Source organism: Streptococcus bouchesdurhonensis, from assembly GCF_948472335.1.
Map to the genome: position 1 here is coordinate 163,814 of NZ_CAOKTW010000008.1, position 16,128 is coordinate 179,941.

Here is a 16,128-nt window from a genome sequence, read left to right on the forward strand (position 1 = left end):
TGTGCGTTTTCTTTATCAAAAAAATTAATAAAAGAGGTTACCAAGAGGGATAAATTTTAAGTGTAGGGGGAATTTATCCTTTTTGCTTTTGAGGTAGAAGAGAAATCTATTGAATTATCCTATGAATATGTAGATGATGGATATAGTGGTTCTAATTTTGAGCGACCAAATTTTAAGAATATGATTGATGACCTGAATAAAGGAAAGTTTTCTATCATTATGGTAAAAGATTTATCTCGTTTCGGCAGAGATTATATCGAGTCAGGAAAGTACTTACAAAAGATATTTCTTGAAAAAGGTATTCGCTTTATATCTGTAAATGATAACTATGATAGTGATAATGCGGATGTTAGCGATATCCATTTAAGGTTTGTGAAAATCACTTTTTTATGGTAGAATGTAAAAGAATGTATGTCATTCGGAATAACAATAAAATGAGGTAAAAACATGGAAATCATGTCGCTTGCGATTGCTGTTTTTGCCGTCATCATTGGTTTAGTCATTGGATATGTCAGCATCTCAGCTAAGATGAAATCATCTCAGGAAGCTGCAGAGTTGATGCTTTTAAATGCTGAACAAGAAGCAACTAATTTACGTGGACAAGCTGAGCGTGAAGTGGATTTACTTGTTAATGAAGCCAAACGTGAAAGCAAGTCTCTTAAAAAAGAAGCACTATTGGAGGCCAAAGAAGAAGCCAGAAAATACCGTGAAGAAGTGGACGCTGAATTCAAATCAGAACGTCAAGAACTCAAACAAATCGAAAGTCGTTTGACAGAGAGAGCTACCAGCCTTGACCGTAAGGACGACAATTTGACGAGTAAAGAACAAACACTTGAACAAAAAGAACAAAGTATTTCTGATAGAGCGAAAAACCTTGATGCGCGTGAAGAGCAATTAGAGGAAGTCGAAAGACAAAAAGAAGCAGAACTAGAGCGTATTGGTGCTCTGTCTCAGGCAGAAGCACGAGATATTATCTTGGCACAGACAGAGGAAAACTTGACCAAGGAGATTGCCAGTCGTATTCGCGAAGCTGAGCAAGAGGTCAAGGAACGTTCTGACAAAATGGCCAAGGACATCCTGGTTCAAGCTATGCAACGTATCGCTGGTGAATATGTAGCGGAGTCAACAAACTCAACGGTTCATCTGCCAGACGATACTATGAAGGGACGCATTATTGGTCGTGAAGGTCGTAACATTCGTACCTTTGAAAGTTTGACAGGGTCGATGTGATTATCGACGATACACCAGAAGTGGTGACCTTGTCAGGATTTGATCCGATTCGTCGTGAGATTGCCCGTATGACTATGGAAATGTTGCTCAAGGATGGTCGTATCCACCCAGCTCGTATCGAAGAGTTGGTTGAGAAAAACCGTCAAGAGATTGACAATAAGATCCGTGAATACGGTGAGGCTGCTGCCTATGAGATTGGCGCACCAAACCTTCATCCAGACTTGATGAAGATTATGGGTCGCTTGCAATTCCGGACTTCATATGGCCAAAATGTTTTGCGCCATTCGATTGAGGTTGCTAAGTTAGCTGGTATTATGGCCAGCGAGCTTGGTGAGAATGCGGCTCTTGCCCGTCGTGCTGGATTCCTTCACGACATCGGAAAAGCCATTGACCGCGAGGTTGAAGGTAGCCACGTTGAAATCGGTATGGAATTGGCACGTAAGTACAAGGAACATCCAGTTGTGGTCAATACGATTGCTAGTCACCACGGAGATGTTGAAGCTGAGAGCGTCATTGCAGTTATCGTTGCTGCAGCAGATGCCTTGAGCGCAGCTCGTCCAGGTGCTCGTAGTGAGTCTCTTGAAAGCTACATCAAGCGTCTCCATGATTTGGAAGAAATTGCGAACGGCTTTGAAGGGGTACAAAATAGCTTTGCCCTTCAAGCAGGACGTGAAATTCGTATCATGGTCAATCCAGGAAAAATCAAGGACGACAAAGTCACAATCTTAGCTCACAAAGTTCGTGAGAAAATTGAAAACAATCTCGATTACCCAGGAAATATCAAGATAACCGTGATTCGTGAGCTTCGTGCAGTAGATTATGCTAAATAATAAAAAACTGAGGTCAGTGAAATCTGACTTCAGTTTTTTTGAAGTACGACGGGCATGTGGTGCATCTGAGGTGTAATACTCTTCGAAAATCTCTTCAAACCACGTCAACGTCGCCTTGCCGTACTCAAGTACAGCCTGCGGCTAGTTTCCTAGTTTACTCTTTGATTTTCATTGAGTATAAGTCCTTGGTGGGCACCTGCTACCGGTGAACCCAATAGCGATTCCCAAGCCTGACTATCGTGAGGTAGCGGATTAAAACGGTCTGGGGATAGACCGTTTTAAGTCTGACGCTGGAAATAAGAATCGTCAGAGGAAGGGATAGCGAAATCGTGGCTCTACGAACAGGAAGGTGATAGTAAGGCGTATATAGCGGATAGGGGGGCGCGAAACCTTAAAGTCCAAAAAGGTAGTCGTAACCTATATGCGTAAATCACGAGAGTAATTGAATTCGAACTAAGATTTATCTTTTTCCACTGTAACCTTTTAACGTCCTCATGTCTAGTCTAAACGAGGAAAGATGTAGGACTTATCCCGTGAGCTCTGTCGCTAGAAAGAGAAAACGACAGATCGAAGTAATCCTACTTTACTTGTGTCTGTAAAACGAACGGTCTGATAGAACTGGACTCTGTCACGTATTGACTAGATGAAGGTTCACCAATATAAGATATCCCTCAGGCACCAAAACAAGAAAGGAATAGGCACATGTCAAAATTGCTAGATAAGATAGTATCACGCGAAAATATGCTGGAAGCTTACAATCAAGTAAAATCCAATAAGGGCTCAGCTGGGATTGATGGAATGACTATCGAAGAGATGGATGACTATCTCAGACAAAACTGGCGCTTGACTAAGGAGCTGATAAAACAGAGGAAATACAAACCTCAATCAGTCCTGCGAGTTGAAATCCCCCAACCCAATGGAGGTGTCCTTCAGCTTGGGATTCCGACAGTGATGGATAGGATAATCCAACAAGCCATTGTTCAAGCTCTTAGAGTACTTAAATGACGGCTATGAGTGGATAGTGGATATAGACCTAGAGAAATTTTTCGATAGGGTTCCTCAAGATAGATTGATGTCCTTAGTACATAACATAATCGAAGACGGAGATAGGGAATCCTTGATTCGTCAGTATCTTCATTCAGGTGTTATCATTAACGGTCAACGTCATAAAACGCTAGTTGGCACACCACAGGGAGGAAATGTATCTCCTCTCTTATCCAATATCATGCTTAATGAATTGGACAAGGAATTAGAAAAGAGGGGACTTCGATTTGTGCGCTACGCAGATGATTGTGTGATGACGGTCGGAAGCGAGGCAGCCGCTAAGCGTGTGATGTATTTAGTCAGTCGTTTTATTGAGAAACGGCTAGGTTTGAAAGTATAGTAAAATGAAATAAGAATAGGACAAACCGATCAGGACAGTCAAATCGATTTCTAACAATGTTTTAGAAGTAGAGGTGTACTATTCTAGTTTCAATCTACTATAATTTGAAGGGGAATGCCGTGATTGGCTAAGATTTGTTCAAGGACATGATAGTAAGCATTCAAGTTCTCTTTTTTATCAAAATAAGCCCCTAGGATATTGCCAAGCATCATCAATGGCTAAGTGTAAGTTAGAGGTTTCTGCTCCAAACCAGGCATGAGGGCTAGCCTCCATTTAGATGAGTTCTCCAGCAAATTTCTTTCTGGGTCTACTAGGATGTAGCTTTTTAGTGTCTTCCAGGAAATCTTTAGCGGACGGTAAGATTGGATTGTCTAGGGGATGATTGCGGCTCAGTTTAGCTTGTTTTCTTAGTCTCTTCTTTGTCTTTCTGTGAGACTTGGGAGAGAGGATGTTTTCCTTATAGAGTATTTTTCTAACAGTTGTATCAGAGAGCTGAATTCCCTCTTCTTCAGCTAGTAATTCACAGAAATGAAGGACATTTGGTTTATATGTTTCATAGGAGAGGTATTTCTTTAGGACACGTTCTTTGATTTCATCAGGGATTGCATGTTTTGGTTTTCGATTTCTGTTTCCGTGTCTGAAGGCTTCTTTTCCTTTCTGTTGATAGGCTAGTAGCAGACGATTGATTTGTCTTTCAGAAAGATTCAGTTCGACACAGGCTCGATTCTTTGTTTTCTTTCCTTGGTCTATAGCTTTTATCACAAGATATTTTTTCGTTTCATTCATATTCAGTTGGATCCTTTTCATACGACTATTTTATCAAATGGGACATTTTCACGTTCGATTTACTAAAGACATTCTCACATTCGAATTACATTCCATCCCTGAAAGCGTAAAACAAACTAGTCAGGGTGGCTAGTTTGTGGTATAATGAAAGAGACTCAAAAAGAAACAGGAGAAATATGATGGATTTACTTTTAGCAATTGTATTGATTGTGCTAGCTTTTCTAGGAGGAGCTCTGGGAGGAATGTACTTGGTTCGTAAGCAAATTGAAAAGGAATTTGCTGACAACCCACGTTTGAATGCTGAAGCAGTTCGTACTCTTTTGAGTGCAAATGGTCAAAAACCAACAAGCGAGGCTAAGGTACAACAAGTTTACCACCAAATCATCCGCCAACAAAAGGCAGCCCTTGCTAACAATAAAAAGAAAAAATAAATAAGGAAAAGTCTGGGATGAAAGTTCCAGACTTCTCACTATGTTGGCTATGGTTTAGGGGTGAGACTTTTTCCTTGCATTCTATTGATATTTGATTATGATTAAGAGAGATAGTTGTTGATTAGGCTATCATTATTCAGTTCATAAGGAACGGTAATCATAATGAACTATCAATCAGAAAAAAGACTAGAAAGAAGACTGTATGGATAATCGCCCAATTGGTTTTTGGATTCGGGTGTCGGGGGCTTGACCGTTGTGCGCGAGCTCATGCGCCAGCTTCCCCATGAAGAAATCGTCTATATTGGAGATTCGGCACGGGCTCCCTATGGTCCCCGTCCTGCTGAGCAAATTCGGGAATATACTTGGCAGTTGGTCAACTTTCTTTTGACCAAGGATGTCAAAATGATTGTCATTGCTTGTAATACTGCGACTGCGGTCGTCTGGGAAGAAATCAAGGCTCAACTAGATATTCCTGTCCTAGGTGTTATTTTGCCAGGAGCTTCGGCAGCTATCAAGTCCAGTCAAGGTGGGAAAATAGGTGTGATTGGAACGCCCATGACGGTACAATCAGATATCTATCGTCAGAAAATTCATGATCTGGCTCCAGACTTACAGGTGGAGAGTTTGGCCTGTCCCAAGTTTGCCCCCTTGGTCGAGTCTGGCGCCCTGTCAACCAGTGTTACCAAGAAAGTGGTCTATGAAACCCTGCGTCCCTTGGTTGGAAAGGTGGATAGCCTGATTTTGGGTTGTACCCATTATCCATTGCTCAGACCTATTATTCAAAATGTCATGGGACCAAAGGTTCAGCTCATCGATAGTGGAGCAGAGTGCGTACGGGACATCTCAGTCTTACTTAATTATTTTGAAATCAATCGTGGTCGCGATGCTGGACCACTTAATCACCGTTTTTACACAACAGCCAGCAGCCAAAGTTTTGCACAAATTGGTGAAGAATGGCTGGAAAAAGAGATTCATGTGGAGCATGTAGAATTATGACAAATAAAATTTATGAATATAAGGATGAACAGGACTGGTATGTCGGGTCCTATGGTATTTTTGGTGGCGTCCGGACGTTGACGGATGATGACTTGGATTTTCCTCTATTGGAGTTTGCCCAAAGATTTCGAGATGAGGATCGAGGTTTTCCTGTTTCTGTTACTGTTTTACGCTATGGTTCTCTCTACCGTTTATTGTCTTTTGTGGTAGATATCCTCAACCAAGAAATGGGACGAAATGTAGAAGTCATTCAACGTCAGGGGGGGGTTCTCTTAGTTGAAAATGGGCAACTCCTGCATGTAGAATTGCCTAAAGAAGGTGTTGATGTAGAAGCATTCTTTGAGACAAACAAGGTCAGAGAAACCTTATTGATTGCGACTCGTAACGAAGGCAAGACCAAAGAGTTCCGAGCTATCTTTGATAAGTTAGGCTACGATGTGGAAAATCTTAATGACTATCCTGACCTGCCTGAAGTAGCTGAAACAGGCATGACCTTCGAAGAAAATGCCCGTCTCAAGGCAGAAACCATTTCTCAATTAACGGGCAAGATGGTTTTGGCAGATGATTCTGGTCTCAAAGTCGATGTCCTTGGTGGCTTACCAGGCGTCTGGTCAGCTCGTTTCGCAGGTGTGGGAGCAACTGACCGTGAAAATAATGCCAAACTCTTGCACGAATTGGCCATGGTCTTTGAACTCAAGGACCGCTCGGCTCAGTTCCACACAACCCTAGTCGTAGCCAGCCCAAATAAGGAAAGTTTAGTTGTTGAAGCAGACTGGTCAGGTTATATTAACTTTGAACCTAAGGGTGAAAATGGCTTTGGCTATGATCCCCTCTTCCTTGTAGGAGAAACAGGTGAGTCATCAGCTGAATTAACCCTGGAAGAAAAAAATAGTCAATCTCACCGTGCCTTAGCCGTTAAGAAACTTTTGGAGGTATTTCCATCATGGCAAAGCAAACCATCATTGTAATGAGCGATTCCCATGGCGATAGCTTGATTGTGGAAGAAGTCCGTGATCGCTATGTGGGCAAAGTCGATGCCGTTTTTCATAACGGCGATTCTGAACTACGTCCGGATTCTCCACTTTGGGAGGGCATCCGCGTTGTTAAAGGGAACATGGACTTCTACGCCGGCTACCCAGAACGTCTGGTGACTGAGCTTGGTTCGACCAAGATTATCCAAACTCATGGTCACTTGTTTGACATCAATTTCAACTTTCAAAAGTTGGACTACTGGGCTCAGGAGGAAGAGGCCGCTATCTGCCTCTATGGTCACTTGCATGTGCCAAGTGCTTGGTTGGAAGGCAAGATCCTCTTTCTAAATCCAGGTTCTATCAGTCAACCACGAGGTACCATCAGAGAATGTCTCTATGCTCGTGTGGAGATTGATGATAGTTACTTCAAAGTGGACTTTTTGACACGAGATCACGAGGTGTATCCAGGTTTGTCCAAGGAGTTTAGCCGATGATTGCCAAGGAGTTTGAGACTTTCTTGTTGGGGCAGGAGGAAACTTTTTTGACCCCTGCTAAAAATCTAGCTGTGTTGATTGATACCCACAATGCGGATCATGCGACCCTCTTGCTCAGTCAGATGACCTATACCCGTGTTCCTGTTGTGACAGATGAAAAACAGTTTGTTGGGACGATTGGACTCAGAGATATTATGGCTTATCAGATGGAGCATGACTTGAGCCAAGAAATCATGGCGGATACGGATATCGTTCATATGACAAAAACGGACGTAGCGGTTGTTTCGCCTGATTTCACCATTACGGAGGTCTTGCACAAGCTAGTAGATGAGTCCTTCTTACCGGTTGTGGATGCAGAGGGTATTTTCCAAGGGATTATTACGCGCAAGTCCATCCTCAAGGCCGTTAATGCCCTCTTGCATGACTTTAGTAAGGAATATGAGATTCGATGCCAATGAGAGACAGGATTTCAGCCTTTTTAGAGGAAAAGCAGGGCTTGTCTGTCAATTCCAAGCAGTCCTATAAGTATGATTTGGAGCAATTTTTAGACATGGTAGGTGAGCGGATTTCTGAGACCAGTCTCAAGATTTACCAAGCCCAGCTAGCCAATCTAAAAATCAGCGCCCAGAAGCGAAAGATTTCGGCCTGTAACCAATTTCTATACTTTCTCTATCAAAAAGGAGAGGTGGACAGCTTTTACCGCTTGGAATTAGCCAAACAAGCTGAAAAGAAGACGGAAAAGCCAGAGATTCTATACCTAGACTCTTTTTGGCAGGAAAGCGACCATCCAGAGGGACGCTTGCTAGCGCTCTTAATCCTAGAAATGGGGCTCTTGCCCAGTGAGATTTTAGCCATCAAGGTTGCGGACATCAATCTGGATTTTCAGGTGTTGCGAATCAGCAAGGCTTCCCAACAGAGGATTGTCAGCATTCCCACGACCTTGCTTTCGGAGTTGGAACCCTTGATGGGCCAGATATATCTCTTTGAAAGGGGAGGGAAAGCCTATTCTCGTCAGTGGGCCTTTCGTCAGTTAGAAGCTTTTGTCAAGGAGAAAGGTTTCTCAACCTTATCAGCTCAAGTCTTACGTGAACAGTTTATTCTAAGACAAATAGAAAACAAGGTCGATTTGTACGAAATTGCAAAAAAAATAGGATTAAAAACAGTCCTGACCTTAGAAAAGTATAGATAATGGATATTAAATTAAAGGATTTTGAAGGGCCCCTGGACTTGCTCTTGCACCTGGTTTCTAAGTATCAGATGGATATCTACGATGTGCCCATTACGGAAGTCATTGAACAGTATCTAGCCTATGTCTCAACTCTGCAGGCCATGCGTCTGGAAGTGACGGGCGAGTACATGGTCATGGCCAGTCAGCTCATGTTGATTAAGAGCCGCAAGCTCTTGCCAAAGGTAGCGGAAGTGACAGATTTGGAAGATGACCTAGAGCAGGATCTTCTCTCTCAAATCGAAGAATACCGCAAGTTCAAGCTTTTGGGGGAGCACTTGGAAGCCAAGCACCAAGAACGGGCCCAGCACTATTCCAAAGCGCCGACAGAGTTGATTTACGAAGATGCGGAGCTTGTGCATGACAAGACGACCATTGACCTCTTTTTGGCTTTTTCAAATATCCTAGCCAAGAAAAAAGAGGAGTTTGCACAGAATCACACGACTATCTTGCGGGATGAGTATAAGATTGAGGACATGATGGTTATCGTGAAAGAGTCCTTGACTGGACGAGATCAATTGCGCTTGCAGGATTTGTTTAAGGAAGCCCAGAATATCCAAGAGGTCATCACCCTCTTTTTGGCAACCCTAGAGTTAATCAAAACCCAGGAGCTGATTCTCATGCAAGAGGAGAGTTTCGGAGATATCTATCTCATGGAAAAGAAGGAAGAAAGTCAAGTGGCCCAAAGCTAGACTTGATAGAGAGGAAAGATGAGTACTTTAGCAAAAATAGAAGCGCTCTTGTTTGTAGCGGGTGAAGATGGGATTAGAGTCCGCCAGTTAGCTGAACTCCTCTCTCTGCCACCGACAGGCATCCAACAGAGTTTAGAAAAATTAGCCCAGAAGTATGAAAAGGACCCAGATTACAGTTTGGCTCTGATTGAGACAGGGGGCGCTTATAGATTGGTGACCAAGCCTCAATTTGCAGCGGTTTTGAAAGAATACTCAAAGGCACCTATCAACCAGAGTTTATCTCGGGCGGCCCTTGAGACCTTGTCCATCGTTGCCTACAAACAACCCATCACACGGATAGAAATTGATGCCATCCGTGGGGTCAACTCGAGTGGGGCCTTGGCAAAGTTGCAGGCCTTTGACTTGATACGAGAAGACGGGAAAAAAGAAGTGTTGGGGCGCCCCAACCTCTATGTGACTACGGATTATTTCCTAGATTACATGGGGATAAACCATTTAGAAGAATTACCAGTGATTGATGAGCTTGAGATTCAAGCCCAAGAAAGCCAATTATTTGGTGAAAGGATAGAAGAAGATGAGAATCAATAAGTATATTGCCCATGCAGGTGTGGCCAGTAGGAGAAAAGCAGAAGAGCTGATCAAGCAAGGTTTGGTGACGGTTAACGGCCAAGTGGTGCGTGAACTAGCAACCACTATCAAGTCAGGCGACAAGGTCGAAGTTGAAGGTCAACCTATCTACAACGAAGAAAAGGTCTATTATCTGCTTAACAAACCACGCGGTGTCATTTCCAGTGTAACAGATGACAAGGGTCGCAAGACGGTTGTCGACCTCTTGCCCAATGTCAAAGAGCGCATTTACCCTGTGGGTCGTTTGGACTGGGATACATCAGGAGTCTTGATTTTGACCAATGATGGGGATTTTACAGACGAGATGATTCACCCTCGTAATGAGATTGACAAGGTTTATGTCGCGCGTGTTAAAGGTGTGGCCAATAAGGACAATCTCCGCCCCTTGACCCGTGGACTTGAGATTGATGGTAAGAAAACCAAGCCAGCTGTCTATGAGATTCTCAAAGTGGACCCAGTTAAAAACCGCTCTGTGGTGCAGTTGACCATCCATGAAGGGCGTAACCACCAGGTTAAAAAGATGTTTGAAGCTGTCGGTCTCCAAGTGGACAAGTTGTCACGGACCCGTTTTGGACATCTAGACTTGACAGGACTCCGTCCAGGAGAATCCCGTCGTCTTAATAAAAAAGAAATCAGCCAACTACACACCATGGCTGTAACCAAGAAATAATGAAACGAATTTTAATAGCGCCTGTGCGCTTTTACCAACGGTTTATCTCACCAGCCTTTCCACCTTCTTGTCGCTTTGAGCCGACTTGTTCCAACTACATGATTCAGGCTATTGAAAAACATGGCTTCAAGGGTGTTTTGATGGGCTTGGCTCGGATTTTACGTTGCCATCCCTGGTCGAAAACAGGTAAGGACTCCGTCCCAGACCACTTTTCCCTCAAACGGAATCAAGAAGAAAAATAAGAGGCTGGGCAAACAGATTTCAAAATGATAAAAACGCATCCTATCAGGTTTTCATGAACTACTTGATAGGATGTGTTTTATCATGTCAAAATTTTACTTAAATTGAGTTTAAATCAGCTTATTTCAAGGCTTTTTGTGTGTCTTCAATCATGAGTTTTGTTGATTCAAGACCGCCTCCACTTAGATACCAGAGGTCTGGTGTTAGTTGGATAATCTTACCATTTTTAGCGGCAGGTGTTTCAGCGATAAGGGCATTTTCTAGGACACCGTCGTTGCTAGAGTTATCCCCACCGATGGCAAGGGTACGGTTGATGACAAAGAGAATGTCAGGGTTGATTTCTTTGACACTTTCAAAGCTGACTTCTTGTCCGTGGCGAGAATCTTCAAATTGAGTATCAGTTGGCTTGAATTTCAAGGTTTGATACAAGAAAGAAAAACGAGATTGAGCACCAAAGGCTGCCATTTTTCCTTCATTAAGGAGGATGGCAAGGGCTTTTTTGTCAGAGCTTTCATTTTTAGTAGCGACTTCTTGAATGCTCTTGTCTAGCTTGACTAATTCTTCCTTGGATTTCTGTGCACCAGTTTCGCCGAAGGCGCTTGCTAAGGATTCGATATTAACCTTGGTAGAAGTCCAGTAGTCGTCCTTGCTTGCTTGGAAGAGAACTGTTGGGGCGATTTCTTTGAATTTGTCTACGAATTTTTGTGTACGTAGGGAAGCAATAATCAAATCAGGCTCAAGGGCGGCGATAGCTTCTAAATCAGGTTCTCTCATAGAACCAACATTTTTAACTTTTCCAGCTAGGTCTTTGAGATAGGTTGGTACTGTTTTTGTAGGCATTCCAACGATATTTTTTTCAAATCCTAGAGCACGAATAGTATCCGCAGCGCCGAGGTCAAAGGTCACAATCTTTTCAGGAACTTTGGAAAGTTTGACTTCGTCTAGTGAACTTTTAATGGTTATCTCTGTTGGAGCAGAGTTGCTTGTTTCCGACTGACTAGTGCTTGAGTTTGTATTTGTACTGCATGCACCAAGTAGAAGCAAGAAGCTGGCCGCTAGGGCAGTGAGATAAAGTTTAAGGGATGTTTTCATAATTTCTCCTTTTTAAAATGTGATAACGATTTAGGGAGTCTCTAGGTTTTATTGACTAAGAGACTGAAAGTTCTCTAACTTGAGCTTCTATGTTACTAGCTATAGATACAAATCTTTTTGCCATTGATATCAGCTAGCGTGATAGGAATCTCATATAGTTGACTGAGCAGGTCAGCCTGCATGATTTGATCGGTTCTTCCCTTGCTAAAGACTTGACCGTCCTTGAAGGCGACAATTTCATCCGCATACTGGCTGGCCATGTTGATATCGTGGAGAACGATGATAATGGTCTTTCCGAGTTCCTCCACCAGTCGCTTGAGAATCTGCATCATGTTGACGCTTTGCTTGATATCGAGATTGTTGAGTGGTTCGTCCAGCAAGATAAAGTTTGTATCCTGGGCCAGTACCATAGCGATAAAGACCCGCTGGAGCTGGCCTCCAGACAGGCTATCTATGTAGCGGTCTTTTAAGTTGGTCAGTTCCAGATAGTCCAGAGTTTCTCGGATTTTTCCCCAATCTTCTGGTCTCAGTCGACCTCGGCTGTAGGGAAAACGTCCAAAACTGACCAGTTCTTCAACAGTCAATTTGGCTTGGTAATTGATTTTCTGCTTTAGGATGGTGAGTTCTTGAGCCAGTTCTTGCGAATTCCAGCTCTCGATTTCACGGCCTTTGATACTGAGAATTCCCTGATCTTTCTTGGTCAGTCTGCTCATGATGGAGAGGAGAGTCGATTTTCCAGCACCGTTTGGACCAATGAAGGCTGTCAGTTTCTGAGGACTGACTTCAAGGGAAATACCTTGCAGAATATCCTGTTTTTGAATGGATTTGTCAATGTTTTCCAGTTTCACCGACGAGCCCTCCTGTAAAGTAAGATAAAGAATAAAAAGCCACCCACACTCTCGATGATCATACTGATGCGAATTTCCAGAGCAAATACTCGTTCAATTAGGGCTTGTCCCAAAGTCAAACTGATAAATCCGATCAGAATGGCCACGATAAAGAGTAACTTGTGCCGATAGTCATTGACAATTAGGTAGGTGAGGTTGGCTAGCATAAAACCGAAGAAGGCCATGGGCCCTACCAAGGCAGTGGCCGTTGAGGTCAAAAGTACGATGCCCCAGAGGAGCTCTTTCTGTTCTTTTTCAACATCGAGTCCCAATACCTGAGCTGTTTCTCTTTGCAGGTGCAAGACATCCAGAATGACTGCTTTTTGAAAGAAAAAGATTGTCAAAGCAAGGATAATCAGAGAACCAATGGCTAGGATGGAAGTGTTGAGATGTTGAAAGGAGGCAAAGAGACTATTCTGCAGTTTATCGTATTCGTTTGGATCCATCAGGACCTGAAGGAAGGTACTGATATTTCGAAAGAGACTTCCGAGGGCTAGACAGATCAACAGAATGAAGACAAGGTCTTGCTTCATCAGTGTCTTCAAGTAGCCTTGCAAGGCGAGAAAGAAGAGGGATTGAAGTAGAAGTAAGACTAGGAATTCTAAAATGGGAGACTTCCCGAGTTGAAGAAACTTACTTTCAAAAACCAGTAGTAGGGTTTGTAGTAGGACGTAGAAGGATTCGATTCCCAAAATACTTGGCGTCAGGAAACGATTTTCCGTCAGGGTTTGAAAACTAATGGTCGAAATCCCAGTCGCGATAGCTACCAAGAGATAAACGACAATTTTTTGGGAACGTAGCTTCCAGGCAAAGGCAGACAGGTGGGTGATGGGCCAAAAATAGAGGAGACAAGCTCCAATGGCCAGAATAATGAGAAGGCAGAAGAGTTTGGTATGTTTGCTTTTAAACTGCATCTTTTCGTCCCCCTCTCCAGAGAAGTAGGATAAAGACGAGGCTACCAATGATTCCTAGTAGAAGACTGACAGACAGCTCATAGGGCCGAATCAGAACTCGGGATAGGATGTCGCAGGCCAGAACTAGATTGGCACCGACTAGTGCGACGATGAGTTTGGTCTGGCTTAGATTATCTCCATAGCGCTTGCGAACAAGATTGGGAACGATGACCCCGAGAAATGGCAAGCCACCCACGGTAATCATGGTGACACTAGTCGTTAGTGCCACCAGAAAGAGGGCCAGTTTTTCAAGTAGGGAGTAGGAAATCCCCAAACTCTCGCTGGTTTCTTTCCCTAGATTCATGATAGTGAAGGTTTGGGATAATTTCCAAACGGCTATCAGGATGATGAGGCCTAAGAAGAGCCACTCATACTGATGAGTCTGAATCATGGAGAAGGATCCTTGGGTCCAAGCACTCATACTCTGAACCAGATTGAAACGATAGGCGATAACTTCTGTGACTGAGTCGATAATCCCACTATAGATGATTCCAATCAGAGGCAACATCCACCTTTCCTTTACAGTAAAAATGGTCATAAAGGCTAGGAAGAAGAGGGTAAATATGATGGATGAAACAAAAGCGAAGAGCATCTTTTGGGTTAGACTCGCAGACGGAAAGATAAAGAGGCTCAATACCATTCCCAGTTTGGCGGCTTCAGTGGTTCCAACTGTACTCGGAGCAGCAAACTGATTTTGAGTGATGGTCTGCATGAGAAGGCCTGCCATACTCATACTAGAGGCCGCAAGGAGAATACTGATGGTTCTTGGAAGACGGGACTCCTGAAATAGTAGCCAGGTCTGCTGGTCGAAAGCAAAGAGTTTTCCCCATGAAAAATCACTGGTTCCAATGCTAATAGAGAGAAAGACTAGGAGCAGAAGTAAGCCAATTAAATAATGAGAAAGTTTCATACCCCGTCCTTTCATGTAGATTTGGTATCGAAAGATACCTGCGGATATTACTGTAACATGTTTTTTCTAATCTGTCAATAAAATTTCTGACAATTTAATGTAAAAAAGAAAGAAAAATTCCTGAAAGAATATCTGTCTCTCTTTTTTATAGGAAAACTGAGTAAGAAACTATCCACCTTCCCACTATCCTTCTCCTCTAAAAAGTGGTAAAATGGATGAAAGAAAGAAGGAACTGAAATGACAACATTATTTTCAAAAATTAAAGAAGTAACAGAACTTGCTGCTATCTCAGGTCATGAGGCGCCTGTCCGTGCTTATCTTCGTGAAAAATTGACACCGCATGTGGATGAAGTGGTGACAGATGGCTTGGGTGGTATTTTTGGTATTAAACATTCAGAAGCAGCGGATGCGCCGCGCGTCTTGGTCGCTTCTCACATGGATGAAGTTGGTTTTATGGTCAGCGAAATCAAGCCAGATGGTACCTTCCGTGTCGTAGAAATCGGTGGCTGGAACCCCATGGTAGTCAGCAGCCAACGTTTCAAACTTCTGACTCGTGACGGTCGTGAAATTCCTGTGATTTCAGGTTCTGTTCCGCCGCATTTGACTCGTGGAAAGGGGGACCAACCATGCCAGCCATTGCCGATATCGTCTTTGATGGCGGTTTTGCGGATAAGGCTGAGGCAGAAAGTTTTGGAATCCGTCCTGGTGATACCATCGTACCAGATAGCTCTGCAATCTTGACAGCCAATGAAAAAAATATCATCTCAAAAGCTTGGGACAACCGCTACGGTGTTCTTATGGTTAGCGAGTTGGCGGAAGCTCTGTCAGGTCAGAAACTTGGCAATGAACTCTATCTGGGTTCTAACGTCCAAGAAGAGGTTGGTCTCCGTGGTGCGCATACTTCCACAACCAAGTTTGACCCAGAAGTTTTCCTAGCAGTTGACTGCTCACCTGCTGGTGATGTTTATGGCGGTCAAGGCAGGATTGGAGATGGAACCTTGATTCGTTTCTACGATCCAGGTCACTTGCTTCTCCCAGGAATGAAGGATTTCCTTTTGACAACAGCTGAAGAAGCTGGTATCAAGTACCAATACTACTGTGGTAAAGGCGGAACAGACGCTGGCGCAGCACATCTGAAAAATGGTGGTGTCCCATCAACAACAATCGGAGTCTGTGCTCGTTATATCCATTCTCACCAAACACTTTATGCAATGGATGACTTCCTAGAAGCGCAAGCCTTCTTACAAGCCTTGGTGAAGAAATTGGATCGTTCAACGGTTGATTTGATTAAACATTATTAAACATAAGGAGGTGGTAGGGATGGTAGAACCAAACCTAGAAAGCCTTATAAAAGATCTTTACAATCATGCTCGACATGATTTGAGTGAGGATTTAGTTGCTGCTCTCCTAGATACTGCTAAAAAACTGCCTACTACAAATGAGCAATTGCTGGCAGTTCGTCTCTCAGGTTTGGTCAATCATGAATTGCTCCTAAATCCCAAACATCCTAAGCACCTGAGTTGCTCAATTTGGCTCGTTTTATCAAGAGAGAAGAAACCAAGTACAGAGGAACCGCAGTTTCTGCGCTTATGTATGGGGAGATTTTTAAAATGCTTTGATTCCATTGTGGATCAAAGTATTTTTTGGTACGACGGGCATGTCGTGCATCTGAGGTGTAAGTCCTCGGTGGGCACCTGCTACTTGAACCCA

13 protein-coding genes and 7 pseudogenes are annotated in these 16,128 nt (G+C 43.3%); 15 read left to right on the forward strand and 5 right to left on the reverse strand.

Features of this window, described 5'->3' with window-relative positions:
* Window positions 1-96 precede the first annotated feature (96 nt).
* The 3 pseudogenes from QMQ21_RS13680 to QMQ21_RS13690 form a co-directional block, all read left to right on the forward strand.
* Window positions 97-366 (forward strand): annotated as a pseudogene (locus QMQ21_RS13680) (recombinase family protein); the annotation flags it as partial.
* 81 nt (window positions 367-447) lie between these two features.
* Window positions 448-2,060, forward strand: a pseudogene (locus QMQ21_RS13685) (ribonuclease Y).
* A 702-nt stretch (window positions 2,061-2,762) separates the two neighbouring features.
* Window positions 2,763-3,441, forward strand: a pseudogene (locus QMQ21_RS13690) (reverse transcriptase domain-containing protein); the annotation flags it as partial.
* A 95-nt stretch (window positions 3,442-3,536) separates the two neighbouring features.
* On the opposite strand, the pseudogene QMQ21_RS13695 reads toward QMQ21_RS13690, so the two are convergent.
* Window positions 3,537-4,230, reverse strand: a pseudogene (locus tag QMQ21_RS13695) (helix-turn-helix domain-containing protein); the annotation flags it as partial.
* Window positions 4,231-4,409: 179 nt separating this feature from the next.
* Between QMQ21_RS13695 and QMQ21_RS13700 the strand changes: the two are divergent.
* The 10 genes and pseudogenes from QMQ21_RS13700 to yidD all read left to right on the forward strand — a co-directional run bounded on the left by QMQ21_RS13700 (window position 4,410) and on the right by yidD (window position 10,578).
* A complete protein-coding gene (locus QMQ21_RS13700; RefSeq protein ID WP_261814629.1) occupies window positions 4,410-4,661 on the forward strand; it encodes a YneF family protein in 252 nt (83 codons plus the stop codon).
* A gap of 202 nt (window positions 4,662-4,863) precedes the next feature.
* Window positions 4,864-5,657 (forward strand): annotated as a pseudogene (racE, locus tag QMQ21_RS13705) (glutamate racemase).
* Window positions 5,654-6,625 (forward strand): nucleoside-triphosphate diphosphatase, encoded by a 972-nt coding sequence (locus QMQ21_RS13710; RefSeq protein WP_000182447.1) that lies wholly within the window; start codon window positions 5,654-5,656, stop codon window positions 6,623-6,625. Before racE ends, QMQ21_RS13710 begins: the two are co-directional and overlap by 4 nt.
* Entirely contained in the window at window positions 6,601-7,122 is a 522-nt protein-coding gene (locus QMQ21_RS13715) for a metallophosphoesterase (RefSeq protein ID WP_001118962.1), read from the forward strand. Before QMQ21_RS13710 ends, QMQ21_RS13715 begins: the two co-directional genes overlap by 25 nt.
* Window positions 7,119-7,580, forward strand: a complete 462-nt coding sequence (gene cbpB / locus QMQ21_RS13720) for a cyclic-di-AMP-binding protein CbpB (protein ID WP_000560725.1) — start codon at window positions 7,119-7,121, stop codon at window positions 7,578-7,580. The genes QMQ21_RS13715 and cbpB overlap by 4 nt, the downstream gene beginning before the upstream one ends.
* On the forward strand, window positions 7,577-8,311 hold the full coding sequence (xerD, locus tag QMQ21_RS13725; RefSeq protein WP_261814631.1) for a site-specific tyrosine recombinase XerD: 735 nt from the start codon (window positions 7,577-7,579) through the stop codon (window positions 8,309-8,311). The genes cbpB and xerD overlap by 4 nt, the downstream gene beginning before the upstream one ends.
* Window positions 8,311-9,039: a segregation/condensation protein A gene (locus QMQ21_RS13730; RefSeq protein ID WP_261814632.1), complete on the forward strand. Its 729-nt coding sequence runs from the start codon at window positions 8,311-8,313 to the stop codon at window positions 9,037-9,039. The genes xerD and QMQ21_RS13730 overlap by 1 nt, the downstream gene beginning before the upstream one ends.
* Before the next feature lie 18 nt (window positions 9,040-9,057).
* Window positions 9,058-9,627, forward strand: a complete 570-nt coding sequence (scpB, locus tag QMQ21_RS13735) for an SMC-Scp complex subunit ScpB (RefSeq protein WP_261057861.1) — start codon at window positions 9,058-9,060, stop codon at window positions 9,625-9,627.
* Entirely contained in the window at window positions 9,614-10,336 is a 723-nt protein-coding gene (locus QMQ21_RS13740) for a pseudouridine synthase (RefSeq protein WP_001222228.1), read from the forward strand. Before scpB ends, QMQ21_RS13740 begins: the two co-directional genes overlap by 14 nt.
* Entirely contained in the window at window positions 10,336-10,578 is a 243-nt protein-coding gene (gene yidD / locus QMQ21_RS13745; protein WP_261814633.1) for a membrane protein insertion efficiency factor YidD, read from the forward strand. Before QMQ21_RS13740 ends, yidD begins: the two co-directional genes overlap by 1 nt.
* 118 nt (window positions 10,579-10,696) lie before the next feature.
* On the opposite strand, the gene QMQ21_RS13750 is transcribed toward yidD, so the two are convergent.
* From QMQ21_RS13750 to QMQ21_RS13765, 4 genes are all read right to left on the reverse strand, one after another.
* Entirely contained in the window at window positions 10,697-11,668 is a 972-nt protein-coding gene (locus tag QMQ21_RS13750) for a siderophore ABC transporter substrate-binding protein (RefSeq protein WP_000858273.1), read from the reverse strand.
* Between the two features lie 95 nt (window positions 11,669-11,763).
* Window positions 11,764-12,516 (reverse strand): iron ABC transporter ATP-binding protein, encoded by a 753-nt coding sequence (locus tag QMQ21_RS13755; RefSeq protein WP_000764297.1) that lies wholly within the window; start codon window positions 12,514-12,516, stop codon window positions 11,764-11,766.
* Window positions 12,513-13,469, reverse strand: coding sequence for an iron chelate uptake ABC transporter family permease subunit (locus QMQ21_RS13760; RefSeq protein WP_261814634.1), 957 nt, complete (start codon window positions 13,467-13,469; stop codon window positions 12,513-12,515). The genes QMQ21_RS13755 and QMQ21_RS13760 overlap by 4 nt, the downstream gene beginning before the upstream one ends.
* Window positions 13,459-14,418, reverse strand: coding sequence for an ABC transporter permease (locus QMQ21_RS13765; protein ID WP_000777227.1), 960 nt, complete (start codon window positions 14,416-14,418; stop codon window positions 13,459-13,461). Before QMQ21_RS13765 ends, QMQ21_RS13760 begins: the two co-directional genes overlap by 11 nt.
* Window positions 14,419-14,772: 354 nt before the next feature.
* On the opposite strand from QMQ21_RS13765, the pseudogene pepA reads away from it, so the two are divergent.
* Together pepA and QMQ21_RS13775 are read left to right on the forward strand one after the other, a co-directional pair.
* Window positions 14,773-15,719 (forward strand): annotated as a pseudogene (pepA, locus tag QMQ21_RS13770) (glutamyl aminopeptidase).
* 19 nt (window positions 15,720-15,738) lie between these two features.
* Window positions 15,739-16,037: pseudogene (locus QMQ21_RS13775) on the forward strand (bacteriocin immunity family protein).
* Window positions 16,038-16,128: the final 91 nt, after the last annotated feature.